The 26,919-nt window shown below is 63.2% G+C and carries 21 protein-coding genes; 10 read left to right on the forward strand and 11 right to left on the reverse strand.

What is annotated here, in order from left to right; genetic code table 11:
• Positions 1 to 83: 83 nt before the first annotated feature.
• Positions 84 to 3,434 carry a hypothetical protein gene (locus CWC48_RS27125; protein ID WP_100490852.1) on the forward strand — a complete coding sequence of 1,117 codons (3,351 nt, stop codon included), beginning with the start codon at positions 84 to 86 and terminating at the stop codon, positions 3,432 to 3,434.
• Between the two features lie 118 nt (positions 3,435 to 3,552).
• Here CWC48_RS27125 and CWC48_RS27130 read toward each other — a convergent pair whose 3' ends face one another.
• Entirely contained in the window at positions 3,553 to 3,768 is a 216-nt protein-coding gene (locus CWC48_RS27130) for a molybdopterin-binding protein (protein ID WP_003173733.1), read from the reverse strand.
• A 318-nt stretch (positions 3,769 to 4,086) separates the two neighbouring features.
• Here CWC48_RS27130 and CWC48_RS27135 point away from each other — a divergent pair, with 318 nt between their 5' ends.
• The 3 genes from CWC48_RS27135 to CWC48_RS27145 are packed head-to-tail and all read left to right on the forward strand — an operon-like array spanning position 4,087 to position 6,588.
• Positions 4,087 to 5,043 (forward strand): aliphatic sulfonate ABC transporter substrate-binding protein, encoded by a 957-nt coding sequence (locus CWC48_RS27135; RefSeq protein ID WP_078048269.1) that lies wholly within the window; start codon positions 4,087 to 4,089, stop codon positions 5,041 to 5,043.
• 10 nt (positions 5,044 to 5,053) lie between these two features.
• Complete coding sequence (locus CWC48_RS27140; RefSeq protein WP_078048268.1) at positions 5,054 to 5,875, forward strand: ABC transporter permease; 822 nt, start codon at positions 5,054 to 5,056, stop codon at positions 5,873 to 5,875.
• Positions 5,872 to 6,588, forward strand: coding sequence for an ABC transporter ATP-binding protein (locus CWC48_RS27145; protein WP_078048267.1), 717 nt, complete (start codon positions 5,872 to 5,874; stop codon positions 6,586 to 6,588). The genes CWC48_RS27140 and CWC48_RS27145 overlap by 4 nt, the downstream gene beginning before the upstream one ends.
• A gap of 83 nt (positions 6,589 to 6,671) precedes the next feature.
• Here the strand turns inward: CWC48_RS27145 and CWC48_RS27150 are convergent, their stop codons facing one another.
• From CWC48_RS27150 to CWC48_RS27165, 4 genes are all read right to left on the reverse strand, one after another.
• Positions 6,672 to 7,598, reverse strand: a complete 927-nt coding sequence (locus tag CWC48_RS27150) for a FecR domain-containing protein (RefSeq protein ID WP_078048266.1) — start codon at positions 7,596 to 7,598, stop codon at positions 6,672 to 6,674.
• Complete coding sequence (locus CWC48_RS27155) at positions 7,595 to 8,113, reverse strand: sigma-70 family RNA polymerase sigma factor (protein WP_078048265.1); 519 nt, start codon at positions 8,111 to 8,113, stop codon at positions 7,595 to 7,597. Before CWC48_RS27155 ends, CWC48_RS27150 begins: the two co-directional genes overlap by 4 nt.
• A gap of 92 nt (positions 8,114 to 8,205) precedes the next feature.
• The gene (locus tag CWC48_RS27160; protein WP_100490853.1) at positions 8,206 to 8,823 is read right to left on the reverse strand and encodes an LpxA family transferase; all 618 of its coding nucleotides are present in this window, start codon (positions 8,821 to 8,823) and stop codon (positions 8,206 to 8,208) included.
• Between the two features lie 42 nt (positions 8,824 to 8,865).
• Positions 8,866 to 9,942 carry a sigma-54-dependent Fis family transcriptional regulator gene (locus tag CWC48_RS27165; RefSeq protein WP_078048263.1) on the reverse strand — a complete coding sequence of 359 codons (1,077 nt, stop codon included), beginning with the start codon at positions 9,940 to 9,942 and terminating at the stop codon, positions 8,866 to 8,868.
• Between the two features lie 403 nt (positions 9,943 to 10,345).
• Between CWC48_RS27165 and CWC48_RS27175 the strand changes: the two genes are divergently transcribed.
• The 6 genes from CWC48_RS27175 (at position 10,346) to CWC48_RS27200 (ending at position 19,253) form a co-directional block, all read left to right on the forward strand.
• Positions 10,346 to 11,413 carry an ABC transporter substrate-binding protein gene (locus tag CWC48_RS27175; RefSeq protein ID WP_078048262.1) on the forward strand — a complete coding sequence of 356 codons (1,068 nt, stop codon included), beginning with the start codon at positions 10,346 to 10,348 and terminating at the stop codon, positions 11,411 to 11,413.
• Between the two features lie 14 nt (positions 11,414 to 11,427).
• Positions 11,428 to 12,654 (forward strand): S9 family peptidase, encoded by a 1,227-nt coding sequence (locus CWC48_RS27180; RefSeq protein WP_100490854.1) that lies wholly within the window; start codon positions 11,428 to 11,430, stop codon positions 12,652 to 12,654.
• A gap of 12 nt (positions 12,655 to 12,666) precedes the next feature.
• Entirely contained in the window at positions 12,667 to 13,872 is a 1,206-nt protein-coding gene (locus CWC48_RS27185) for an LLM class flavin-dependent oxidoreductase (protein WP_100490855.1), read from the forward strand.
• 4 nt (positions 13,873 to 13,876) lie between these two features.
• Positions 13,877 to 15,433 (forward strand): ABC transporter substrate-binding protein, encoded by a 1,557-nt coding sequence (locus tag CWC48_RS27190; RefSeq protein ID WP_100490856.1) that lies wholly within the window; start codon positions 13,877 to 13,879, stop codon positions 15,431 to 15,433.
• A gap of 153 nt (positions 15,434 to 15,586) precedes the next feature.
• Complete coding sequence (locus CWC48_RS27195) at positions 15,587 to 18,148, forward strand: TonB-dependent receptor plug domain-containing protein (RefSeq protein WP_100490857.1); 2,562 nt, start codon at positions 15,587 to 15,589, stop codon at positions 18,146 to 18,148.
• 19 nt (positions 18,149 to 18,167) lie between these two features.
• Positions 18,168 to 19,253 (forward strand): LLM class flavin-dependent oxidoreductase, encoded by a 1,086-nt coding sequence (locus CWC48_RS27200; protein ID WP_100490858.1) that lies wholly within the window; start codon positions 18,168 to 18,170, stop codon positions 19,251 to 19,253.
• A 407-nt stretch (positions 19,254 to 19,660) separates the two neighbouring features.
• On the opposite strand, the gene CWC48_RS27210 is transcribed toward CWC48_RS27200, so the two are convergent.
• The 6 genes from CWC48_RS27210 to CWC48_RS27235 all read right to left on the reverse strand — a co-directional run bounded on the left by CWC48_RS27210 (position 19,661) and on the right by CWC48_RS27235 (position 26,909).
• A complete protein-coding gene (locus CWC48_RS27210) occupies positions 19,661 to 21,439 on the reverse strand; it encodes an ABC transporter ATP-binding protein (RefSeq protein WP_100490859.1) in 1,779 nt (592 codons plus the stop codon).
• On the reverse strand, positions 21,436 to 22,245 hold the full coding sequence (locus CWC48_RS27215; RefSeq protein WP_078048255.1) for an ABC transporter permease: 810 nt from the start codon (positions 22,243 to 22,245) through the stop codon (positions 21,436 to 21,438). The genes CWC48_RS27210 and CWC48_RS27215 overlap by 4 nt, the downstream gene beginning before the upstream one ends.
• Positions 22,242 to 23,300, reverse strand: coding sequence for an ABC transporter permease (locus CWC48_RS27220; protein WP_078048254.1), 1,059 nt, complete (start codon positions 23,298 to 23,300; stop codon positions 22,242 to 22,244). Before CWC48_RS27220 ends, CWC48_RS27215 begins: the two co-directional genes overlap by 4 nt.
• Positions 23,293 to 24,849, reverse strand: a complete 1,557-nt coding sequence (locus CWC48_RS27225; protein WP_078048253.1) for an ABC transporter substrate-binding protein — start codon at positions 24,847 to 24,849, stop codon at positions 23,293 to 23,295. Before CWC48_RS27225 ends, CWC48_RS27220 begins: the two co-directional genes overlap by 8 nt.
• 3 nt (positions 24,850 to 24,852) lie before the next feature.
• A complete protein-coding gene (locus CWC48_RS27230) occupies positions 24,853 to 26,040 on the reverse strand; it encodes an LLM class flavin-dependent oxidoreductase (RefSeq protein WP_100490860.1) in 1,188 nt (395 codons plus the stop codon).
• A 137-nt stretch (positions 26,041 to 26,177) separates the two neighbouring features.
• Positions 26,178 to 26,909, reverse strand: a complete 732-nt coding sequence (locus tag CWC48_RS27235) for a class II aldolase/adducin family protein (protein ID WP_078048251.1) — start codon at positions 26,907 to 26,909, stop codon at positions 26,178 to 26,180.
• Between the last annotated feature and the right edge of the window lie 10 nt (positions 26,910 to 26,919).

Below are 26,919 nucleotides of genomic sequence, written 5' to 3' on the forward strand. Positions count from 1 at the left end.
CAACTTTTCGCAACGAGCGCCGAACCCCTGCTGTTACTGTTTTTGCCGACCGCCGCAATCGGCAACAGCAGGAGTTCCATGGCATGACGACCCAGCCCCTCGATCGCTCGTCCGACCCCAAAGCCCTTCCCCGCACGCCACCCAAGTCCGGCGCGCCGTTTCACGTGCTGCTCAAGAACAGCGCCAATAACAAAAAGGTCGAGGCCCACGACAAGACGCCGTCCGGGCTGGATGCGAGCAAAAAGGACGGCTATGAACTGGCCGCCAAGGATGCCGCCGCACCCCCTGCCCTGGCTGACTACAAGGCCATCGGCCCACCCGATGAGGTCGGCCCCGGGTTGATTCGCTATGAGACCCAGGACGGCAAGAAAGTCATCGTCAGCGAGCAGGACAGCCCCGAGCTGTTCAAGCAGGTCAGCCAGGACTTCAAGTCGCTCTCCGGCGTGGTCGCCAGCCAGAACGCTGGCTACCAGAGCCTCGGTGCCGACGGCAGCGCGCCGGCGAAACTCGCCGATTACAAATCCCTCGGCCCACCGGATGAAACCGGCCCGGGCGTGATCCGCTACGAAACCCAGGACGGCACCAAGGTCGTTATCAGCCAGCGCGACAACCCCGAGGCGTTCCAGAAGGCCAAGGAAGCCTATGAAAGCTTCACCGGCCTGGCGACCAGTGAAGACGCCGGCTACAAGCGCGCCAGTGACAATGAGGTGTGGCCACCCTACGGCGGCACCGCCGTTGGCCCTGTCGATGAAGTCGGCCCAGGCTTGATCCGCTTTGAAAGCAACGGCCAGAAGATGGTCGTGGCCCGCGATGACAACCCCAAGCTATTCGACTACCTGGCGGGCCTGCATGCAGTCTATACCGACCCCGGCAAGAAAGCCGTGGTGGAAGGCGAACTCAATAACGGCGCGGTGCTGGCGGATGCCAACACGCCGGTGCCGGGCCTGAACGACTACAAGAACTTCAGTTGGAACAACGACCAGAAAGACCACATCCTCACCTACGAACTGCATGACGGCACCAAGGTGGTGGTGTCGTCCGACGTCAGCCCCGAGCTGTTCAAACGCGTCGCCACCGCCAACGAAACCTGGGCAAAAATCCACACCAGCGAGGGCGAAGGCTACAAGCTGGCCGGGCCGAACGACTTCCTGAAGAACACCGACATCACCTTCGGCTCCCCGGATGAGCTGGGCGATGGCCTGATTCGCTACGAAACCAGCGAAGGCAAGGTGATCGTCTCCAAGGAACTCAGCCCGCAGCTCTACGACGATGTGGCCGCCAAGTGGGAAGCTTCCAGCGCCAGTTCGGTGGACGACACCCGCGCCAAGCACAACCTGCCCAAGGCCGATGAGCTGGATGTGCTGAACATGGACACCGGCGTGCACGCCGATGAAAAGGATGACAAGTCGCCGACCCTCAGCGTCAGCGAACTGGCCACCACCCAATTGATCGACACCTACCGTGCGGGCGTGAAGGACGGCTCGATTCCCAAGGACGACCCACGAGCCAAGCTGGTACGTGCCCTCGAAGCCCAAGCCGCCTACCAGAACGGCCATGGCATCACCGGCTACGAGGAAGCCAAGCGCCCGTTCAACACCACCTGGCGTGAGTTCGATGACAAGCAGACCGAGCTGACCTCGGCCGACATGCACGACATCATCGACGGCAAGGCCGTGCAAAAGCAGATCGGTGAACTGTTCAACGACCCTACCGTGCAGGCCGACTACAAGTCGAAGATGGACGAGGCGATCAACAAACTGCCGAACAAGGACGAGATCAAGCAGAAGCTGCTGGACCTCACCTCCAACCCGGAATACGTGCTGTACCTCAAGGACCTGCAGAGCCAGGGCAAGACCTACGAGGCGCAGAAAGACCTGAGCGACACCCTCACCTCCTTGCAGCTGTTCGACCCGGAGGCGGCGAGCAAGGCGGCGCAGAATATCCAGGCCGACGGCCTGACCACTGACCTCAATGCGATCCTGGCGGACCCGAGCAAGATCTCCGACGAGAACAAGGAGTTGGCCACCAAGGACTTGTTCGGCCTGCTCAAAGGCGTGCTCAAGGGCAACGTCCTGGACTTGCCGCGTCGCACTCAGGAAACCCTGGAAAAATTCCTCAACGAAGGCCTGCAAGGCAAGGAAAAATCCGCCGCCGTCACCAAGGCCCTTGAAGAGCTGGGCGACGTGTACAAGAAAAACGGCGTGATCAGTGAAACCGACCTGAAAACCGCGTTGAGCAAACCCTACATTCCCGTGGCGGATCGCGGCATGCTCGGCGAGGTGTTCAACACCCTCAACAGCAAGGGCATCCTCGGCTCGCTGGGGGCCGGTGTAAGCCTGTTTTCCGGGATTTACCAGTTGGTCGGCAAAGGCGGCAAGCTCGGTGAAACGCCAGCCCAGCGCATGACCATTGCCAAGGACTTCCTGAGTTTTGCCGGCGGCTCCAGCCACTTCGTGCGCCTGGGCGACAAAATTGGCGAGAGCCTGGGCAAAGGCGGCCTGGTGGACTTCCTTGGGCTGGACAAGACCCTGCCGGAAATCTGGGGCAAGACCGGCATGCAGGAGCCGAATTTCGAGTTCCGCGTCAGTGAATTGCCGTCTGAAGTCAAATCCAAGATCGCCACCGCGCTCGACGCCGTGCCGGACAGCCAATATGACGGCATCTCAACGCTGTTCGGCGACGGCGACAAGGCCGTCACTGAGGCCACCGAAGGCTTGGCCACGCACCTGGATGACGGCCTCGCTGCTGCGGGTGCGGCCAAGCTGGGCGCGTCCAAATCGGCGAAGATCGCCGGTTCCGTGATCAAGGTGCTCGGCCCGGCCACGGACATTGCCGGGGGTTTTGCCGACATCGTGTTGGGTGCGCTGGCGATCAAGAGCGGCGTGAAAGACAAGGACCCCTTGGCTCAGGCGGCCGGTGGCCTGCAAGTGGCCGGCGGCGCGTTCGGCGCCTCTGCCGGGGTGCTGGGGGCGGCAGCGCTGTTTGGCGCGGGCACGGCGGCGGCACTCACCGGGCCGTTGTTCCTGGTGGGCGTGGTGCTGGCGGTGGTGGGCGGGATCATCGGCTACTTTGTCGACCACAACAAAAAGCAGAAGGCCACCGAGAAGGAAAACGACTGGTACCGCGACCTGGCGGGCGACGGTCTGTTGCAGGACAACTGGGCCGACAAGGTCGAATACGCCCACTACGAGATCCACCATTACGGTGGCCGTGACGCGCCGACCGATGACAGCATCTTCCGCTTCCAGCAATCGGAGTGGGAACACTTTGACGAAACGCCGCAAAAAGGCGGCTCGTCGAGCAATCGCCTGGATGGGGGCTTGCACAAGGACTACAAGGATCCGAACGAGAAACCCAAGAACCTGCCCAGCGATGCCCCGCCGGAAAGACCGCAGCCCCATCCACCCGGAGGTTCAGGCCCGAAAATCGCCTGAGTGTACGCAAAGCAAAATGTGGGAGCGGGCTTGCTCGCGAAAGCGCCATATCAGTGATGAATGTATCGACTGACACTCCGCATTCGCGAGCAAGCCCGCTCCCACATTGGGATTGGGTTCACAGCTTGGCGATGGACACTTCGGTGGACTTCACAAAGGCAATCACTTCACTGCCCACTTTCAATTCCAGGTCACGCACCGAGCGGGTGGTGATCACCGAAGTAACGATGCCGGACGCGGTCTGTACGTCGATTTCCGACACCACTTCCCCCAGAAGGATCTCCTTGATCACGCCCTTGAACTGGTTGCGCACGTTGATCGCTTTAATGGTCATGTCGGCTTTCCTTTTGGCTGTTGGGTCAATCCGCACGAATGCGCAGGCCCTCAAAATGCGCCATCGACGAAGACATTAAAAGGAATATATAACTCTTTATTTATTCGATACAGATATATGCAAGCTGTTGCACCACCGACAGTTGATCAACAGTTTGCCCGTTCCCGCTACAGCCTTATCCTCCGCAAGCCCAGCAAACACGCGTCCGATAGAGATGGCACAGAGACTGCATATTCCTGAAAAGCATGATGGAACATGCCGATTCATTTTTCTGAATATAAGAAAAACCTTCTCTCAACGCCTTGCCGGAGCTGTTCCATGAAACCCTTCACCCAACGCTTACTCGGCGCCTGCGCGCTCGCCCTGTGCCTGCAACCCTTGGCCCATGCCGCCGAAACCGATCCCGCCGAAGTCAATCTGGACTATGCCTACTACTCGCCCGTCAGCTTGGTGCTCAAGCATTTCGGCTGGCTGGAACAAGCCTTGCCGCAATCCAAGGTGGGCTGGGTATTGAGCCAGGGCAGCAACCGTTCCCTGGAATACCTCAACAGTGGCGGTGTGGATTTTGCCTCGTCCGCCAGCCTCTCCGCCGTACTGAGCCGCGCCAATGGCAGCCCGATCAAGTCGGTGTATGTCTACAGCCGCGCCGAATGGACCGCCCTGGTGGTGCGCAAGGATTCGCCATTCAAGAGCGTCACCGACCTGAAAGGCAAGAAGATCGCCGCCACCAAAGGCACCGACCCTTACCTGTTCACCCTGCGCAGCCTGCAAAAGGCCGGGCTGAAAAAGGACGATGTGGAACTGGTGCACCTGCAACACCCGGATGGCCGCACTGCCCTGGAGAAAGGTGACGTAGACGCCTGGGCCGGCCTCGACCCGCACATGGCCGCCAGCGAAATCCAGGCCGGTTCGCGCCTGCTGTACCGCAACAAGGATTTCAACAGCTACGGCGTGGTCAGCGTCACCGAGAAGTTCGCCAAAGCGCACCCGCAGACCATCACCAAAGTGCTGGGCGCGTATGAAAAAGCCCGGGACTGGGCGGTGAAACACCCGGATGAATTCGCCAAGCTGCTGGCCGACGAGTCTGGCCTGCCGCTGGAAGTGGCCAAGCTGCAACTCTCGCGTACCGACCTGAGCACACCGTTCTTGAGCAGCAAGGATGTAGTGTCGTCCAAAGCGGCGGCACCGATCCTGGTGTCCGAAGAGTTAGTGCGCAAAGGCGTGAATGTGGACCAGGTGATCGACCAGTTGATCGACACCTCGTTCGGCCACTAAGGAGCGCGTGATGACCAGCAAAACCCAAGCATTGCCCCTGGCAACACCCGTGACGATCAACCGCAGTGCCTGGCCGAGGCGGCTCAAAGGCCTGGTGTTGCCGGTGCTGATCCTGCTGGTGCTGGAGGTGGTGGTTCGGGTGGGCTGGCTGCCGTCGTACCAGATGCCGGCGCCCAGTGAGATCGCCGTGACCCTCACGGATCTCGCTGAAGGGGCGTTGTGGAAACACATCAGTGCCAGTCTCGGCCGCGTGCTGCTGGGCTTCGCCATCGGCGCCAGCCTGGCGTTGGTATTTGCTGCCTGGGTCGGCTTGAGCCGTGAGGCCGAAGCCTATCTGGAACCGACCTTCGCCGGGCTGCGCTCGATTCCGAGCCTGGCCTGGGTGCCGCTGTTGCTGCTGTGGCTGGGCATCGACGAGACGTCGAAGATCGTGCTGATTGCCATCGGCGCGTTTTTCCCGGTGTACCTCAATGGTGTCGCCGCCATTCGTGATATCGACCGCAAGCTGGTGGAAGTCGGGCAAATGTACGGCTTCAGTCGCTGGCGCCTGGTGCGGCGCATCCTGTTGCCGGCCGCCCTGCCCGGCCTGTTTACCGGGTTGCGCAGCGGCTTGAGCCTGGCGTGGATGTTTCTGGTGGCGGCGGAGTTGATCGCGGCCACCAAGGGCCTGGGTTACTTGCTCAGCGATGGGCGTGAAACTTCACGGCCGGACATCGTGCTGGCGGCGATCATCGTGTTGGCGCTGCTGGGCAAAGTCAGTGATGGCCTGCTCGCCGCGCTGGAGAAACGCTGCCTGGCCTGGCGAGACACGTTCCAGGGAGCAGCACAATGAGCACACGACCGCTGTTGGACATTCACGTCGCGCGCAAAAGCTTCGCCAGCACCACCGTGCTGAAAGACGTGCGCCTGGCCCTGCAACCTCGGGAAGCCGTGAGCCTGCTGGGCCCCAGTGGTTGTGGCAAAAGCACCTTGCTGCGCATCGTCGCCGGCCTGGAAAAAGACTTCCAGGGCGAACTGCGCAGCCCCGATGGCGAAGTCGCCTTTGTGTTCCAGGAGCCCCGGCTGATGCCCTGGCTCACGGTGGAACAGAACATCGGTTTCAGCGATGACAAGCACTACGACAAGGCCTGGGTTACGCAACTGATCGACGAAGTCGGCCTCAAGGGGTTTGCCCAGGCGTTGCCCAAGGCGTTGTCCGGCGGCATGGCGCAACGGGTGGCCATCGCACGGGGCCTGTATTCACGCCCGCAGGTGTTGCTGCTGGATGAACCCTTCAGCGCGGTGGATGCCTTTACCCGCATGAAGCTGCAGGACCTGCTGCTGCAATTGGCCGAACACCATGCCATCGCCCTGCTGTTGGTGACCCATGATGTGGACGAGGCGCTGTACCTGAGTGACCGGGTGCTGGTGATGGACAACCGGCCGAGCAGTATTCGCCAGGCGCTTGCGGTGGATTTGCCCCACCCCAGGGACCGGCGTGATCCGCTGCTGGCGCAGCTCAAGGCACTGTCCTTGACCGAGCTGCAACGCGCCCACGTTATCTGACCCACTCCTTGTAGGAGCCCGGCTTGCCGGCGATGGCGATCTTGAGGACGCCATCGCCGGCGAGCCGGGCTCCTGCGGGGGGATCAGGTCAGGGATTTACGCGGTGTGAGGGTGACCCAATAGCGCGTGCGTGCGTGCAATTCCAGCCCTAGGGTCGAGGCCAGCAGGTTGAGGATGCGGTCAGTGTCGTCCAGGCGAAAACTGCCGGTAACCCGCAGGCTTTCCAGGCTCGGCTCCCAACGCAACACACCCGGCCGATAACGCTCCAGCTCCCGCAGGAAGTCACCCAGCGCCTGGTTCTGCGCGGTCAGCACCCCGTCGCGCCAGCCCAGTTGCAATACATCAAACGGCGCCCAGGCACCCAGGCCATCGGCTTTCAGCGGCGCTTGCTGCCCACCCTGCAGCGTTGCCCTGTGTCCGTTCAGGTCGCGCACCTGGACCGCGCCCTTGAGCACCGACACCAGGCAGCCGCTGGCCTGTTGGCGTACGCACACTTCGGCTTGGCTGACGCTCAACTCGCCATAGCGGGTCTGTACGGTCATGGCCGTGCCACCGGGTAGATTCAGCGCCAACTCACCGTCCACCAGGGTGATGCGCCGCTGCGCCAGGTCCATATCCACCGCTGTCGCCGTGTTGAGTTGCAGGCTACCGCCGTCGGCCAATGGCATGCGTTTGCGCTCGCCGGTGGCGGTGTGCAGGTCGGCGCGCCATGCCTCGATGGGCAATTGACGGCTGACCAGCCAGGCGGTCGGCACCAGTGCCGCGATACCCAAGGCACGCTTGAGCACGGCGCGGCGCCCAGGTTGCGGACGGTCGAGGCTGGCCATCGCCAGGGCCTGGGGCAAGTCGCTGAAACGCTGGCGCAAGGTCTGGGCTTTTTGCCAGGTCTGTTCATGCTGGGGATGGCTGTCGCGCCAGTGCTGCAACGCGGCGTGATCGCGCTCGGTGGCTGCGCCGGACTCCAGCAGCGCCAGCCACTGCGCGGCGGCACGGGCAACGTCGCGACTCACAGGTCCACCAGCAGGCAATGCTCGTAGGCCTGGGCCATGTAGCGTTTGACCGTGCGCTCGGACACGTCCAGGCGTTCGGCGATCTGCCGATAGCCCAGGCCTTCCAGTTGGCTCCACAGGAACGCGCGGCGCACCAGCACCGGCAGGCCATCGAGCAACTCGTCCAGGGCTTGCAGGGTTTCCAGCACCAGCCAGCGCTGCTCGGGCGACGGCACGCAGGCTTCCGGCAGGTTGGCCAAGGCATTCAGGTAGGCCTGCTCAAGGCTACGGCGCTGATGGAAATTCACCAGCAGGCGCTTGCCGACGGTCACCAGATAAGCGCGCGGCTCCTGCATCTGCGCGATCGGCTGGGCGCTGGCGAGCACCCGCAAGAATGTATCCTGGCTCAGGTCCGCAGCATCCCAGGCATTGCCCAGGCGCCGACGCAGCCAGCTCTCCAGCCAGCTACGGTGGTCGCGATACAGGCTCGACAGCGTGAGTTCGGGGGCGTGGGTCGGAACAACAGCATCATTCATGGCTAGCGACCTGCGCGGCGCGAGTGAGTCTCAAATGAGATTCATTCTATTTAATATCGTGCCGACACACCATGCCCTTTTCAACATTGCGTTTATACGCAGGCTTCTCCATCAAACACCTGCCCGCGTCCCACCACACTCCCCGGCTTGAGCACCGCCCCCGGCGCCAGTACCGCATTGGCGCCGATACGGCACTGGTCACCGAGCAACGCGCCAAATTTGTCGCAACCGGTGCGCTGCAAGGTGCCGTCGACCCGCACTCGCACTTCCTTGTCATCGCGCTCATTGCGGTAGTTGGCGACGATGCTCCCCGCCTCCAGGTTGATCCCGTGCCCCAGCACGGAATCACCGACAAAATTGAAGTGCGCCAGCTTGCTGCCGCTGAACATGAAGGAGGTTTTCAATTCGCCACCGGGGCCGATGATGCAATGCTCATCCAGCCAGCATCCGCCCCGCAACAGCGAACCGCTGGCGATAAAGCAATGCGCGCCGATGATCAGGGGCGGCTTGAGCAACGCACCTGCTTCCACGGTGGCAGTACGGTGTATGGCGATTTCATCCTGGATGACGTACTCGTCGGCGGGCAGTTCAGCCAACAACTGGCGAACGACCGCAGGCGCCTGGGTGGCCAGTGCCCAGGGCGTCAGCGCAGCCCAGGGCGCCAGCACCGAATCGGAAAAATAGGCGATGTAGTCAGCAAGTCGGATCAACGTCGAACCCTCCAGCGGTCAGGGAAGTTCGAAAACCTAGCATTACTGGCCGTCGAGTAACACCGGCTTGCCCAGTTCGCCGATTTTTTCCAGGCGCGCGCGCACGATATTGCGGCTGATATTCAGCAAGCGGCCGGTCTGCAGCTGATTGCCGTGGCAGTAGCGATAAGCCGCGCGAAAAATCGTCTCTTCGATGTGTTCGTAGAGGTCGGGAATGTTCTGCTCGAACAGAGCATTGAGCGCGCTTTCCAGGTCCACGGGCCCGCTCAGGGCCGGCGGCGCGTGGTTGGCTTCGTCCTGGCGAATGCCCGAGGAACGCATGTCCACCAGGTGCAAATCCGCCGGCTGCACGCGCTGGTTGCGGCACACCAGCAAGGCGTGGTGAATCGCGTTTTCCAGCTCACGGATGTTGCCCGGCCAACTGTGTTCGAGCATCTTGCGCTCGGCTTCCAGACTCAGGCTCGCACGGTTGTAGCCCAGGCGTTGGCAGTGTTCTTCGAGGAAGAACTCGGCCAGCGGCAGGATATCCCCCGGACGTTCACGCAGCGGTGGCAGGCGGATGGTGGCGACGTGCAAACGGTAGAACAAGTCCTCACGAAAATGCCCGGCCACCACCGCGTCGGCCAGGTTGACGTTGGTGGCCGCCACCAGCCGCACGTTGATCGGAATCGGCGTGCGCGAACCCAGGCGCACCACTTCACGTTCCTGCAGCACGCGCAGCAATTTGACCTGCATGTTCAGCGGCAAATCACCGATCTCATCAAGGAACAACGTGCCGCCATTGGCCGCTTCGAACCAACCAGCCTTGTGGGTGGTGGCGCCGGTAAACGCGCCCTTTTCATGGCCGAACAGTTCGCTTTCCACCAGGGTTTCGGCAAACGCACCGCAGTTGACTGCGACAAAGGGTTCACGGCCACGACGGCTCAGATTGTGGATATGCCGCGCGACCAATTCCTTGCCGGTGCCCGTCTCGCCGATGATCAAGGTGTTGGCTTCACTGGGCGCCAGGCGCTCGATGCGCGCGAGTAATTCCTGTGAGCGCGGGTCCTTGAAGACCAGCACGGTGGCACGCACCGACTTGGTCAATTCGCGGGCGTTGGGATGGGTGATCAGCGACATGGTGCATTCCTGGCAGTAAAAGCGCGTGCTCAATAGTGCATGAAGTTTTCTATACCATTTAATTATTAATTAATATTTATATATTCCCTGATCGAATATACCAACACCCCGTCCATGGACTGCTGCTGGAGCAGCAATCGGCCAGCACTTGCGTGTTTGCACATCAGCAGCCGGGGTGACGCGGCATCCGCGCAGCTACCGCTGAAACCCTTGCAGCATGCGGCCTAGAGCGATTTTCCCAGCGACTGGCATGCAATCTGCTCTCTTCCTGCCAACACAATTCCCGTGTAGGAGCCGGCTTGCCGGCGAGAGCGTTTTTTCAGGCGCTGCAAGGCTTAACGGTCTCATCGCCGGCAAGCCGGCTCCTACAGGGGGGTTGTCCATTCAGGTAGGGAGAACGCCCATGAAAAACCTTTGGCGCAAGACCGTCGCGGCGCTGTTCGGGGTGCTGGCATTCAGCACGGTCCACGCTGAGCCGGCCTCGGTAAAAATCGCCATCGTCGCCTTTACCCAAGGCGGCAAGCCGGTATTCGGCGGCATCGCCGGGCGGGTGATCGAAGAGGGATGGCTGGAAGCGCAATTGCGCGAGCGCGGCGTAAAGCTTGAGTGGATCGCCCTGCCCCACGCCGGCGCCGGTCCGCAGATCAACGAAGGTTTCAGCAACAACAGCCTGGACTTCGCCGTACGCGGCGACTTGCCCTCGGTGATCGCCGGGGCCGGTGGCGTGCCGGGCAAGCTGATCGTGCCCGGCGGCAGCGGCAACAACATCTACCTGGTGGTGCCCGAAAGTTCCAGCGCCAAGACCATCGAAGACCTCAAGGGTAAGCGCCTGGCGCTGCACCGGGGGCGACCATGGGAGTTTGCGTTCAGTAACTTCCTGGCCAGCAAGGGCTTGAAGCTCGACGACTTCAAGATCGCCAACCTCAACCCGCAGGTCGGCGCGGCGGCGGTGTCGGCCGGCAAGGTCGATGCGGCCGTGCTGCTCAGCGAAGCCTATGCCCTGGAAGACAAAGGCGTGGGCAAGATCATCTGGTCGACCAAGCAAGGCAGCAATGACTGGCGCCTGGTCTCCGATTTATGGGGCACCGACACCTTCGTCCAGCAGCACCCGGACATCACTCAATTACTCGCAACCGCTTGGGTCAAGGCCGCCTGGTGGATTTCCCAAGCACAGAACCAGGATGCCTATTACCAGCTGTCCTCCCGCGCCGGTACCGCCGAAAGCGTGCTGCGCCGCGACGACCAGAACGACCCAGTGGCCTGGAAAGAACGCTGGGCGCCAAAAAGCGATGCGCAACTCAAGGCCCACTACCAGGCGCTGACCGCCTACGCCCTGGCCAACCACCTGATTCGCGATACCTACGACATCGGCCCGTCTCTGGCCACCGGCTTCACTAACCAGGCCCTGATCGACCTGAAACTCACCGACTACTGGCCGGCCCTGCGCGGCCAGGTCAGCACTAATCCTTGATAGGGAAATGATTGATGAAACTGCCACACTCCTTCGCGTTCGGTCTCAGCGTACTGGCCTTGTCCATGAGCGTCTTTGCCGCCGATGTGCATGCACCGAAACCCGACCCGCTGCAAGGTGACGGCCGCGTCTCGGCGTTCTACACCTGGGAAAAAGCCATCCCGGCCACACCCGGCAAACTGCTGCGCAGCGAGCCGCTGGACAAGACCCTGAGCCTGGCAAATGCCGCCAGCGCCCAACGCATCCTCTACACCTCCACCGATGGCATCGATAACAAGACGCCGATCGTGGTCTCCGGCGCGCTGTTCCTGCCCAAGGGCAAGGCGCCTGCGGGGGGTTGGCCGGTGGCGAGCTGGGGCCATGGCACCGTCGGCGTGGCGGACGTGTGCGCGCCGTCCTGGCAAGGCCGTTCCTACCGCGATGTGGCTTACCTCAATCGCTGGCTGGAAGAAGGCTTTGCGGTGGTTGCCACCGACTATCAAGGCCTTGGTGTCCCCGGCGGCCACCCATTGCTGAACAGCCGCATGGCCGCCTACGGCATTCTCGATGCCGCCAAGGCCGTGGTCGCGGGTGTCCCCGGCCTGGCCGACAAAGTGCTGATCGTCGGCCAGTCCCAGGGCGGTGCCGGTGCCTTTGCGGCAGCTGCCTATGCCGCTACCTACGCCCCCGACCTCGGCGTCAAGGGCAGCATCGGCACGGGCGTGATCTACACCCTCGACTACGCGAAAAACCCCAGCGAAGAGGTGCGCAACAAGGTCGACCCGACCCTGGCCTACGGTTTCTACACCCTGCTCGCGGCCCAGCAATACGACCCGAGCATCAACCCGGCGGACTTCTACACCGACAAGGCTCTGCCGATCTTCGAACAGGCTCGCACCAGTTGCCTGTTTGCCCTCGAAGGCGACGTCGAAGGCCTGGGCCTGAGCATCGCCAACACCAAGAAAGACTATAAGGGCAAGCAGCTCGCACCCTGGTTGGCGCAGGTTTCGTACCCGACCCTGAAGACCTCCAAGCCGATCTTCATCGGCACCGGCGCCGATGACACCACCCCCGCCGCCGCCACCCAGGTCAAGTTGATGCAGGACGCGTGCAACGCAGGTTCCGTGGTCGAAGGCCACCTGTACAAGGGCCTGGGCCACAGTGCCACGGTCAATGCGTCGCTCAAGGACTCGATACCGTTCGCCCACAAGGTCATCAACGACCAGCCGATCACCCCGGTCTGCGCCCCGACCGCCCAGTAAGCAGGAGGCTTCATGAGCATTGAATTCTTCACTCGCCTGCCATTGCACGGTGAAACCCAGTTCCTGCCCGGCGACCCACGCAACCGCGGCGACTGGCATCGCGGCGGCGCCAACAGCACCGGCGCGGTCTCCGGGTTCAGTGTGGGCGACCACTTCACCTACATCGACTACCTGGGCCAGATTGCCAAGGCGGCTGAGATCAACGGGTTTGGCGGTGCGTTGATGGTCAACGCGCCCACCGGCGAAGAGCCGTGGACGGTCTGCTCGCTGCTGGCCCGCGAGACACGCACCCTGCAGTTCGTCACCGCGTTCCAGCCCTACCACTACACCCCGTGGGTGTCGGTGCAACAAGCGGCCACCTACCAGCGCGCCACTGGTAATCGCCTGGTGTGGAACATCATCAACGGCGGTTCGGATGCGATCCAGCGCCAGGTCGGCGACTACAGCGACCATGACGAGCGCTATGCACGCGCCACCGAGTTCATGGACGTGGTCAAGGGCTATTGGCACAACGAGACCTTCCACTACGACGGCACCTTCTACAAAGCTGACGGCGGTGGCCTGCGTGGCCCGTTGAAAAAGGCCCAGTTGCCGCTGATCTGCACCGCCGGTTCCTCGATTGCCGCGCGGGAGTTTGCCGCCAAGCACGCGGACTTCTACCTGATGCGCGCCGAGCACCCGGATGAAATCGCCGCGCTGATCGCCGACCTGCGCCAACGCGCACTCAAATGGGGGCGGACCGACATCCGCTTCGGCCTGTCGATCGACGTGATCACCCGCGAAACCGAAGAACTGGCGCGCACCGAGGCCAAGCGTTTCTTCGACGAAGGCATCGCCCGTGGCGCGGTCAAGGCCGTGGCCGCCCATGCCGGGCTGCGCACTGCGCGCAAGCTGAGCTACGAGCATGGCTTTGCCGACAAGAACGAGGCCCAGGGGTTTGATGACTTCTTCATTCACCCGAATGTGTGGACCGGCTTCGGTTACATCGGCATCCCTCCGGGCTGTGCACTGGTGGGCAGCTACGAAAACGTGGTGGCGCGGATTCGCGAGTACAACAGCATCGGCATCGATCTGTTCTTCCTCGCCGGCTACCCGCACCTGGAAGAAGCCTATCGCCTCGGCGAGCACATCCTGCCGCACTTTCGCAGCGAGCGCGCCGAATTGAGCCGCGCACAGGAACCGCTGCGTGAACTGCACTCGGCCAACGGTGGAGCCTGATGCGATGACCCTACTCTTGAGCCGCCGGGACTTTCTCGGCTACAGCGCAACGGTCGGCGGCGGCCTGCTGCTGGCCGGTTGCGGCCCCAGCGACGCGCCTGCCGTGGTGGCCGGCGACGACCGACCACGTTATGGCGGGCGGCTACGCCTGGGCATTCTCGATGGCAACCAGAGCGGCAACCTGGACGCGCACAAACCGGTGGGCAGCGGCATCGTTCGCGGCTTTGCGCTGTACAGCAAATTATGGGAGTGGGACGAGCAGATGCAACCGCGCCTGGCCCTGGCTGAACTGGCCGAGCCGAACGCCGATGCGAGTGCCTGGACCTTGCGCTTGCGTCCGGGCCTGGAGTTCCACAATGGCAAGACCATCGACGCCGACGATTTGATCTTCTCGATCCGTCGCCTCACCGACCCGCAACTGGCCTCGCCCTATGCCGCGCTGTTGCACTGGGTCGACCGCGACAACCTGGTCAAGCTCGACAACCGCACCGTGCGCCTGAGCTTCCGAGAAGGTCGCAGCTACATGCCGCTGGCGGAAACCTGGGTCAACTTCGGCGGCATCGTGCCGGTGGACTACCACCCGGTCACCAACCCGGTGGGCGCCGGTCCCTATAAGCTGAAAAGCTTCACCCCCGGCCAGCGTTCGCTGTTCACCCGCTTCGAAAACTACTACAAGGACGGCAAGCCCTACGCCGATGAGCTGGAAATCATCGACTTCAAGGACCAGGTCTCGCGCCTCGCCGCCCTGCGTGCCGGGCAGATCGACATGGCCAATGTGCTGCCCACCGAGCAACTGCCGATCCTGCAAAAAGACCCGCGCCTGCAGGTGATCAAGTCCGTGACGGGCAACTGGCTGTCCTTCGACATGAACCTGGACAAGCCACCCTTCAACGACCCACGGGTGCGCGAAGCGTTTCGCCTGCTGGCCGACCGTGAGGAACTGGTGCGTCGTGCACTGAACGGCCAGGGCCGGGTCGCCAACGACTTGTATGCGCCAAGCGACCCGACGTTCAACCACAGCCTCGGCCCACGCCCCTACGACCCGCAACGCGCGGCGCAACTGTTGAAGGAAGCCGGCCAGGAAAACCTTGAGGTGGAACTGATCACCACCCCCGGCCCCGGCCTGAGTTCCGCGCTGGTGCTGGCCGAGCAAGCCAAGCGCATTGGTGTGACCCTGAAGGTCAAGCAAGTGGACCTGGCGACGTTCCAGGGGCCACTGAAAAACGACTGGACCCTGAGCACCGGCGGCAGCATCGGCGCGCCGTTCCTGGCCAGTGCGATCCACACCGATGCGCCCTTTGCGGTATCGAACAAGACCCACTTCAACGACCCGCAGTTCAGCGAGCTGTTCCTGGCGGCCATGGCCCAGCCCGACCTGGAAAAACGCAAGGTCCTGGTGCACCAGGTGCAGCAGATCCAGTACGAACGCGGCGGCATGTTGATCTGGGGCTACGCCGACCTGCTCGACAGCGTGTCCACCCGCGTCGGCGGTGCGCAGTCGGAAGCGTCATTGTTCAGCACCTGGCGCTTCGAGAAGCTCTGGCTCAAAGACACCGCCTGACCCAATGAAACCGCACCCCCCTCTGTAGGAGCCCGGCTTGCCGGCGATGGGGCCCTCAAGCCCTGCGCCGATCAAACGGACGCCATCGCCGGCAAGCCGGCTCCTACAAAAGATCGTGCGCCCTTCACTCATTTTTTATGGGGCATTTCTGCCATGCACGCTATCGCCTTGCGTTTACCCCTGCTGCTGGCCGCAACCCTGCCGCTGCAGGCTTTTGCCGCCGACACCCAACTGCAGACCGTTACCGTGCAGGCCAGCAGCAGCGAGTCGGATGACGACGCCCTGCCCACCCGTCCACCGACCTCGGTGTATGGCGGCACCGAGACCAAGGTGCTCGACACCCCGCGCTCAGTGGTACAGATCAACGCCGAACAGTTGGCCAACGGCTCGATCCACAGTGCCGACGACCTGGTCAAGTATGCACCGGGGATCACCCGTGGCGGCGGCCAGAATGCCGGGATCGCCCCGCAGTTCCGTGCCCAGGGGTCGGAAATTTTCCAGGACGGCCAGCGCGGTTATGCCGTACGTCACCCCGCCAACTTCAATGCCTATGAAGGCGCCGATATCGTTGCCGGGCCGTCCTCGGTGACCTACGGCTCGGTGTCCGGCAGCGGCGGCTACGTCAACTACCTGAGCAAAAAGCCCAACTTCAATGAGTTCAAGACCAAGCTCAGCGGCGAACTGGGCTCATGGGTACCGGACGGCACATCGCGCAACTCCAACAAGTTCAGTATCGACAACACCGGCCCCTTGACTGACAACCTGGCCTATCGCCTGAGCATCACCAAGCAGCGCCAGCAAGACTTCTACGACAACGTCGACAACAACTTCGACGCGTTCTACGGCGCCCTGGCCTGGCGCAACGACAATGTGCGCGTGGACTGGAACGCCAGCTACGACAACTACTACGACTACAACATCACCCACGGCTGGAACCGCGCCACCCAGGACCTGGTAGACCACGGCAAGTACTACGCCGGCCGTGCCACGCCGATCATCCAGAATGGCAACACCCTGTGGTCGCCGGTACTGGCCTCCGGCGCCGCCGATGCCCCCACCCTTGGCTGGGTGCAACGCCAGCGCAATGCCCAGGGCCAGTACAGCGTGGTCGACGGCAGCTTCCAGACCGCTTCCCCCAATACCCAGGCCAACCCCGGCAGCCTGCGCGGTTGGGTGTATGACCCGACGCTGGCAGGCGATGGCGAGCAGTCCTTGTCCTCCCAGGCCGGGCAGCGCAAGGAAGATGAAAGCAGCTCGCGGCGCTTTACCACGCAACTGCGCATTGAAGCCGACCTGTCGCCCACCATCACCGTGGCCAACAGCACGTTCTATGAACGTTCCAAGGACATTACCGATGCCGTGGGTGCCTTCCAGGTGCAATCGAAGGACACGATTTTCGATAACCGTTTCGAGTTCCGCTCGCGCAACGAAACCCGGCTGGGAGGCTGGACCCTGCGCGATGACAGCAACACCGGCCTGATCTACCGCCGCGAATTCAACCAGTCGATTGCCGCCAACAATAGCTTCGGTTCCACCATCAACGCCTACGACCTGACCCAGAATCCTTCCGGCAAAAACCCCGGCGACCTGTTGGGCCTCGACGGCAGCAACCCGGCCGGTGGCAACGGCGCGTGGATCGGCCAGCCCGGCGTGCCGCAATACTCCAACTACTACGGCTGGCTGAACCTGCCGCCGATGTACGCGGCCGGGCATGGGCTGTATGCCGAATCCCTGGCGCCCTACACCGCTGAAAGCACCTGGACCACCAAGACCCTGTTCAGCCAGCACAACCTCAAGTACGGCGACTATGTCGGCCTGAACATCGGCGCCAGTCGCAGCTGGATCGACGCCGAGATCCATAACCCTTTCACCCTCGCAGGCGGCAATCGGCGCCAGGACAGCGACAACTATCGGTTGTTTGCCTTCCAGGTCAGCCCCTACGTAAAACCCACTGAAAACACCACGCTGTACTACACCTTCGATCGCTCGCTGGCGGTCAATACCGGGTTCTTCTCCAACGGCCTGGGCTGGGGCAGTGGCGCCGGCGCCAACCAGCTCAACCCGCTGGCGTTCCAGAGCCTGAGCGTGTTGCATGAGGTCGGGGTTAAGGTCGAAGCGGTGCCCAACCAGCTGTTCATGACCTTGGCGGCGTTCAAGCAAGCCCGGGACCAGGCGCCCGACAGCAATAACAATATTGCGCGGCTGCAGATCAAGGGCGTGGAAGCCACCGTGCGCTATCAACCGGATGACCACCTGCGCAGCGGCCTCAACCTGTCCAAGCTCAGCGCCTACAACGAGTTCACCTCCCAGGCCGGGTTTGCGTCCGCCGGGTTCATCCCCGACAACGGCACGGTGTTTGGCGATAACAACAGCCTCAACCAGCGGCCTTCCGGACGCTATGACGCGGTGCAGATTCCCGAGTACACCGCCAGCGGCTATGTCGACTACCGCTTTGATTCCGGCTTTGGCGCCGAACTCTCCGGCTGGTGGACCAGCAGCTGGTACCTGAACCTGAGCAAGACGGTAAAGATCCCCAACGAGTACAACCTCGACCTCGCCCTGTACTACCGCCAGCCGCAGTGGAGCACCACCTTGCGTGTGCTCAACCTGACCAACGAACTCAACTTCGTCAGCGGCCTGGCCGGGTCCACCAACACCTTTTTGCAACCCATGCCTGGCCGCACCTTGCTGGCCCAGGTCGACTATCAATTCTGATCCACCCCAGGAGCGTCCCATGTCCATTGAATTTGTCGGCATGATTTTCCCCCGCCAGTGGTCTGAAACCCGTGGCATGCGCAGCCCGGATTTTGACCTCGACTTTATCTGCCATCATGCCCGCGCCCATGAGCATGCCGGCTTCGACCGCGTACTGATCGCCAGCGGCCCGGGCAGCGCCGACAGCCTGCAGATCGCGGCCTACGCGGCGGCGCATACCGAGCGCCTGGGGTTCATGATTGCCCACCGCCCTGGCCTCACCGCGCCCACCGTTGCCGCCCGAGCCTTCGCCACGCTGGACCACACCACCGGTGGCGGGCGCATCCGCCTGCACGCAATCACCGGGATTACCGCCGAGCCGCAGGAAGGCGACTTCCTGCTGGACAAGACCGAGCGCTACCAACGCACCGATGAGTACCTGGAGATCGTGCGGCGCACCTGGACCGCCGACGAGCCGTTCGATTTCGAGGGCAAGTACTTCAACATCAAAGGCGCATTTTCACCGGTCAAGCCGTTGCAACAGCCGCACATCCCGATTTCGTTTGGCGGGTCTTCGGACATCGCCTACCAGATCGCGGTCAAGCACGCGGATTTGTATGCGCTGTGGGGCGAGCCGTTGAGTGGCGTGGCGGAGCAGATTGCCAAGCTCAAGGCCGCCGCTGCGGCAGCGGGCGTTGAAGCGCCACGGGTGAGTTTGTCGGTGCGTTTGATCCTGGGCGCCACTGAGGAACTGGCCTGGCAACGTGCCGAACAGATCCTGGAACAGATCAAGGCCAACCCACAGTTTGCCGCCGGCAGCCCCTGGCAGAAACGCATCAAGGGCACCGGCTCGGAACGCCTGCTGGCCGCCGCAGCCTTGGGCGACCGGCACGACCGCGCGCTATGGATGCCCACCGCCACCGCCGTAGGCGCCTACGGCGACACCACCGCCCTGGTCGGCACCCCGGAAACCGTCGCGCAGGCGTTGTTGGATTATGTGGACCTGGGCGTGACCACGTTCTTGAACCGGGGGTATGACCCGTTGTACGACACCGTGGATTACGGACGCTGGATCATCCCGACGGTGCGTGAAGAAGCGCGGCGCAGGCAGGCACGCGTTGCGTAGCGGCGCATGACGCCATCGCCGGCAAGCCGGCTCCTACAATGGGTCCTGTGTACGGATGTTTATGCGTACGACACACACCTGTAGGAGCCGGCTTGCCGGCGATAGCGTCCATCCAGACACATCCAGCGCCAAAGTCTCACCTCAAATCCCCTGCCGCCGCACTAGCCTTACCTGCCTGTATTCATATCAGGAGGACAAGGATTGTCCACACGCCCCCAGGCTAAACACCTTCGCACTGGCCGTTACTCCGAAAGTGGTCAGATCTACATGCTCACCGCTGTCACCCAACACCGCGAGCCTGTCTTTGCAGACTGGCAAGCCGGCTCCTACAGTGGATCGCGCGTACATGTGTACGACACACGCCTGTAGGAGCCGGCATGCCGGCGATCACCGCGCAGCGGTGCCCGTCACCCCAACGACGGCGAATGCTCCAGCAACGTGCGGGTATACGCCGCCTGCGGCTGGTCCAATACCTCATCCACCGCGCCCTGCTCCACTACCCTGCCCACCTTCAACACCAGCACTCGGTCCGCAATGGCGCGGACGACGCCGAGGTCGTGGGTTACGAACAACAAGGTCAGCCCTTCGCGCTGCAATTGGCGCAGCAGGTCGAGGATCGATGCCTGCACCGACACGTCCAGTGCCGAGGTGATTTCATCGCAGATCAGCAGCCTGGGTTCGCACAGCAGCGCACGGGCGATGGCCACGCGCTGGCGTTCGCCACCCGATAGGCTGTGGGGGTAAAGATCGGCCACCGAGGCCGGCAGCGACACGCGCTTGAGCACCGCCTCGACCCGCTGCCGCGCCGCAACGCCTTTGACCGCGAAGAAGTGTTCCAAGGGCGAGCTCAGCGTCTGGTACACGGTTTGACGCGGGTTCAACGCGCGATACGGATTCTGGAAGATGTATTGGATCTGGTGACGCAACCCCGCATCGCGCTGGCGTGCCTGCAACGGCAGTGGGCGGCCAGCGTAGTGCAATTCACCCAGGGCATTTTCCCCCAGGCCGGCGACGGCCCGTGCAAGGCTGGTCTTGCCGGAGCCGGACTCGCCCACCAACGCCAGGCACTCCCCCGGCTGCACCTGCAATGCAATGTCGAACAGCACCTGCCGGTCGTAGGCTACGTTCAAGCCGCGGATGGACAGCAACGGTGCTTCGGCCTGCGCGGTAACAGCCGCAATCGGTGTCAACGCGATTGCCTGCAACGGCTGGTCATGGGGGACGAGACACGCCACCGGATGGCCGGCCCCCCGGGCCTGCAACGCCGGCTCCCGCAGCGCGCACACTGAGGCAAACCGCTCGCAGCGTGGCCCGAAACTGCACCCCTGTGGCCGTTGCCCCGGTGCCGGCGCGTGCCCGGCAATCGCTTTCAACGCACGACGTCCCGCCACATCCGGGATCGCCGCCAGCAACCCTCGGGTATAGGGATGGGACGGCCGGCTGAACAGCGCATCGCGGCTGGCAGTTTCCACAATGCGCCCGGCATACATCACCATCACCCGGTCCACCAGGTCCTTGATCACCGCCAGGTCGTGGGACACATACACCGCCGCCACACCCTGGCTTTTACACAGGCGCCGCAGCGTGGCGAGGATATGCGCCTGGGTGCTGACATCCAGCGCGGTGGTCGGCTCATCCAGCACAATCAGGCGCGGGCGCAGCACGAAGGCCAGCGCCAGCATCACCCGCTGTTGCTGGCCCCCGGAGAGTTGATGGGGAAAGCGCCGCAGGAACTCCGGATCGTCCGGCAGACCGACGTCTCGCAGCGTTTCATTGATACGTTGCTGCTGAGCCGCACGATCCAGGCCCGACGGATGCACCGCCAGGGTCTCGCGCAACAGGTGACCGATGCGCAGCGCCGGATTCAGCGCGGTGGCCGGGTCCTGGGCGACATAGCCGATCAGGCTGCCACGCGCCCGGCGCAAGGCTTCGCCCTCCAGGCTCAACAGCGCCTGGCCGTCGACCTGCACCTGGCCGCCAACAATCCGCGCGCCGCGCCGCGCATGGGCGAGCAAGGCGGTGGCCAGCGTGGTCTTGCCCGACCCCGATTCGCCGACCAAACCGAGGATCTCCCCGGCCTGCAGGCTGAACGAGATGCCCGACACCACATCCACCTGCCCCGGCAACTCCACGCGCAGGTCATGCACCTGCAGGACCCCGGTGTCGATTTCGGTGATTGCGTTCATGGCTGCTTTTCTCCCATCCGTGCGCTGCGCCGGCCGATGCCTTCGGCAAGGATATTGGTGCCGTAGGCAAATACCCCGATCAGCACCGCCGGGGCCAGCACCGCCCAGGGCTGCACCAGCAGGCCGGCCTGGTTTTCATTGATCATCAGGCCCCAGTCCGCCGTGGGTGGCGCCACGCCATAACCGAGAAAACTCAAGCCCGACAGCATGCCCACGCCCCAGGTCAGCATGTTGCCGAAGTGCACCAGCAACGGCGTGAGGATATTCGGCAGGATCTCCTTGAACAGGATGCGCCAGCGCGGGTAACCCATCATCTGCGCCGCCTCGACGAACTCCTGTCCCGCCACCGCCACCGCACTGGCACGCGCCAGGCGGATCACCCCGGGAATGAACGCGATGGACACGGTCAACACAATCAGCCATGGCGCGCGGCCCAGCATCGACACGATCAGCAGCACCAGGATCAGGTCGGGAAACGCCAGGGACACGTCCGCCGACCAGGTAATCAACTGGTCCAGGCGCCGCCGCGACAAGCCCGCCAGCAGGCCCAACGTGCTGCCGACCGCCAGCGCGATACCCGCGGCGGCCACCGACATCCACAACACCGACAAGCCGCCATTGAGCAACCGCGACAGCACATCATGCCCAAGAAAATCAAACCCCAGCCAGGCAGCCCCGGCAGGCGCGCCATACACCGGGCCGACCATGTCCGTTGAACCATGGGGCGCAAGCCAAGGGCCGAACAACGCGAAGGCAACCACCAGCAATGTGGTCAGTGCGCCTTTACGGATTTGCGGCTCGTTCATGCATCACCTCGGGAACGGCGCCACCACGGCGTGATGCCCCGGCGGTTGCGTTGAATCAGCGTGACCCGGCGCGCGGTGCGCAGCTTGGGTGTGAGCAATACAGTGAGCAGGTCGGCGAGCAGGTTGACCAGCACCACCGCCAGGGTGATCACCAGCACAATCGCCTGGATCATCGGCAGGTCGCGCATCTGGATCGCCGCGTTCAGCGCCGTGCCAATGCCGGGGTAACTGAAGATCACCTCGGCCAAGACCGCGCCGCCAATTAGCGTGCGCAGGGTCAGCGCCACACCCTGGATCGCCGGCACCAGCGCGTTGGGCAAGGTGTGCAGCCACACAATGCGCCGGTGCGGAATGCCGCGCAGGCGAGCGGCGATCACGTAATCGGATTCCAACGCCTCGATCATCGCCGCCCGCACCATCCGCGTTAGATAAGGCAATGCGGTGAGGCTCAGGGCCAACACCGGCAGGATCAGAAACTTGAGCTGGCGCAGCAGCGACTGGTCCGGGTCGAGGATCGACACCGCCGGCAAGAAGTCCATGTGCGGCATGGAAAACAGCAGCACCAGGCCTATCGCCAACAGAAAGCCCGGCGTGGCCTTGAGAAAGATCAACAGCGACAGGCTCCAGCGATCCAGGCGACTGTCCCGGCGCAACGCCAGCGCGACACCCAGCGCCAGCGCCACCGGCACCACCACCGCGATCACGCCGGCCAGCAATGCCAGGGTGTAGCCGAAGCGGTCCCACAGGATATGACTGACGGGCGCATTCGAATCCAGCGACACACCGAGGTCGCCACGCAAGACGGCGCCCCCCCAGCGCAGGTATTGCCACAGGATCGGCTGGTCCAGCCCCAATTGATGCTGCAGGGTAAGGATGCTGTCCAGCGGCGCATCCGGGCCGAGGATCACTCGCGCCGGGTCCGAAGGCAGTGCCTGGGTGGCGATGAATACCACCAGGCTGATGACCCAGGCGGTCAGCAGACCGTAGCCCAGGCGCCCGATAAACCACGACAGCCACGCCGGCGTGCGTGGGGTTTTGCATTGCGGCTCAGACATGGTTCAACCACAACTCGTCAAAACGCCAGGAGGCGAAGGTGGTTTGTTCAGGATTCAGGCCGCCGACCTTCACGGAAGCCGCGTCCAGGACATCGCTGAAACCCCAGATCAACAGGCCGCCGCGTTCGTGCTGGATCTGCTGGGCCTCATGCACCAGGCTTTTGCGCCGCTCAAGATCGGGTTGGGCCAGGGCCTGGCGATACAGGCTGTCGAAGCGCTCATCGTGGAAATTGCTGCGGTTGTAGATCGCCAGCGGCGCGTCGTTGTGCAGCGCCGAAGCCAGGAAGCCTCGGGCAGGTGTCGAGCCTGGCGACAGTTGCCATTGCTCTCGCTGCGGGCCATTGAACACGGCGCCGTCGACCTGGGTCACACGCACCTCCACACCGGCCTTTTTCGCCTGCTGCGCCAATACCAGCGCGGCATTCACACCTGGCCCTGGGGTGGTGGTCAGCTCCACGCGCAAATCGGTGTGCCCGGCCTGGCGCAACAACACGCGCGCCTGGTCCAGGTCGTACGGGCGCTGGGCGATGGCGTGGTTGTAGGTGGGGTCATGGGGCGAATACAGGTCGTTGGCGACGCGGCCAAAGCCATTCAGGCCACGGTCCACCAGTTCCTGCCGGTCGGCCAGCAGGCGGAAGGCCTGGCGCACGCGCACGTCATCGAACGGCGGCTTGGCCAGGTTGAGGTTGAAACCGGTAAACGAGGTGCTCGGCGAGACGCACAACGACAGGCGTGAATCGGCCTTGAGCAACGCGCTGTGCTCGGCCTGCACGCCACTTGCCACGTCGATCTGCCCGGCGCGCAAGGCCGCCACGCGGGAGACCTGGTCCTTGAACTCGATGATTTCCAGCTCATCGGCATACGGCTGGCCGGGTTTGTAGTAGTTCTCGAACCGCGTGTACAGCGAGCGCTGGCCGGGTACAAAGCGCTTGAGCTTGTAGGGGCCGGCGCCCACCGGATTGGTGATCGGGTCGTAGTCGGTGGGCACGATGCCGCCGAAGCTGATCAGGGTTTCATCCAGCGGGAAGAAGCTCTGGCCTTGCTTGAAACGGATCTCGATGGTGCGTTCGTCCAGCTTGCGCAAGGCATTGCGGTCGATGGCGCCGACCAGCCCGGCAAAGGGTGAAGCCAGCTTGGGATCGGTGAGGCGCAAGAGTGAGAACAGCATGTCGTCGGCGCCGATGGTCTTGCCATGATGAAACTCCAGGCCCGGCTTGATGCGAATGGTCCAGGCGCTGGCGTCGGCGTTCGGCTCGGCAAACTCGGCCAGCGCCAGGCGCGTGCTGACGTCGGTGTTCCATTCCCAGAACTTGCTGTACAGCGCCCAGCCACGGATGATCCCGCCGCCCACCGGTTTGTGCGCGTCGAGGTTGCCAGACTGGTCGCCGTCGATAATGCCGATGCGCAGGCGCCCGCCCCTCACGGGTTTACCCGGCAAGGCCGTCGCGCCTTGGGTGGCCGCACCGCTGTCGCAGCCGCCCAGCAGCAAACCGCCGCCGACCACCAGGCTGTTGCCGAGGAACACTCGGCGGGAAAATCCGTCACTCATCACTCAAGCCTCTTCGCGCTGTGCAGCCTTGTGGGTCACGCCCAGGCGCGGTACGTCGAAACCGTGGTCCAGGTCCAGCAGTGGGAACAGCAGGTCGGCCACGCGGTGGGCTTCATCGATCAGCGGGAAGCCGGAGAGGATGAACGCCGAGGTGCCCTGGGCTTCATATTCGCGGATGCGCTCGGCGACCTGCTCGGCACTGCCCACCAGGTAGGTGCCAGCGGCCGGGCCGAGGATGTTGAAGCCGAACAGGCTCGGGCCGAGCCACACGTTGGGGTAGATCTCCAGTTCGCGCGCTGTGGGCAGGCGCCCGGCTCGAAGGGTCTCGACATTGCGCTGGGTTTGCGGGTCGTCGCTGTGGAAATCCTCGAAGCTCACGCCCGCTGGCAACTGGCGCTCAATGGCGTTGCGCGCGGTCTGCAGCGAAGTGCGTTGCAGCAGTTTCTCGGCGTGGGCCCAGGCTTCCTCCTCGGTCTCGCGCACGATGATCTGCAGGCGGGTGCCGAAGGTCAGTTCGCGGCCAATCTTGGCAGCTTCGGCGGCAACCTTGCGGAACTTGTCGCCAAGTTTCGGCGGGGTATTGGCGAAGCTCAGGTACACGTCCAGCAACTGCACCGAGTGCTCGACGCCAGGCCCCGATGTGCCGGCGCCCCACAAGGGAATCCCGGGTTTCTGGTAAGGCGGATGCCAACCGCCAAGGGGATGGCTGGCCGCGCCGGGCGAACGCGGGGCAAGCTTGACGTACTGGCCGTCATAACCGCGCGTGTCGCCGGCGTAGAAGCCCTGGAATGCGCGCCAGTATTCGAGGCTGAACGCATAACGCTCGTCGTGGGGGTAATGCACCCCCAGGGTGGCCAGGCCGGCGTCGTTGCCGTTGACCACGTTGAACAGCAGGCGGCCGTTGGAGAACTGGTCAACCGTGAGTGCCCACTTGGCCAATACCGCCGGCGACAACTCGCCCGGGTGTTGCGCCACCAGGAAGCGCAGGCGCTCGGTGGCGTCGATCAGCGAAGCGGCTACGGCCAGGCTTTCATTCGGGCTGGAGCCGAGCAACGAGCCGTAGTAGCCGAGGCGATCGCTGGCGACCGCGAGTTGCTTGAGGTGTTGAAAGTCGGTTGTCCAGCGGCCTTCGGGTTCCCATGGATAAGGTCCGTCAGGCGTGGTGAGGTACCAGAGAATTTTTACAGCCATGACAAACATCCTTGAATATATCGCCATCCCTGTAGGAGCCGGCTTGCCGGCGATAGCGGTGCATCAGGCAACATCAATGTTGGATGTACCGCCGCCATCGCCGGCAAGCCGGCTCCTACAAGGGGTTCGCGGTGTGTTTAGTTTTTGCGGTCGATAGCGGGTACAAGGCCCAGCGCGGTGGCCTGCTCGAACAATCCGCTCATCTTCCACTGCTGGGTCAGTACGCCCGGTCCATAAGCGCGGGAGCCACCCAGCGCATCCGCGAGCAATTGCAGCTGTGCGCCCTCCTCCAGCAACAGGATGAATTCCGCGGTGGCGCGCAGCCCTTGCTTGCCCCATACAGTGGAGCCGCCGTTGGCTTCAAGGATTGCCAGGTTGAAGGGGTTCTCGGCGATCTTGTCGAGGATGAAGTCCACTTCCTGCTGGCGGCGGTCGATGTACACCGGCAGTTCCCGCGCCAACTGGTAGCGCTGCACCGGTACGTAGTGGAACGGCAAGGTGCGATGGGTCTGGGCCCAGGCGCCCAGGTACGGCGAGTGCACATGGGACACGGTGGTCACGTCGGCGTGCTGCTGGAACAGCTTGGTGTAGCGGCCCAGGCCCCCCTTGCCCTTGCCGAGGATGACGTTGCCGGCAAAGTCGGTCACCGTGGCTTGCAGCGGTTTGCGGTAGTTCCACGGGCCGCCGTAGTTCACCGACACCAGCAACTCCTGGCCGGGGACGCGCTCGATAAAGCCAACGGTGCCGTTGGCGGTAATGGTGTTGGTTTCACGGAATACGGTGAAAGCCTCTTCGGCCTCCAGCAGCACTTTGTCGACAAAGGCCTGCAGTTCGAGGCTGATGGGTTGAGCGTGGACAATGGCAGTCATGGGAGTTCTC

Origin of the sequence: Pseudomonas sp. S10E 269, assembly GCF_002798465.1 — a bacterium.
In the GTDB taxonomy this organism is placed as follows: Bacteria; Pseudomonadota; Gammaproteobacteria; order Pseudomonadales; family Pseudomonadaceae; genus Aquipseudomonas; species Aquipseudomonas pergaminensis.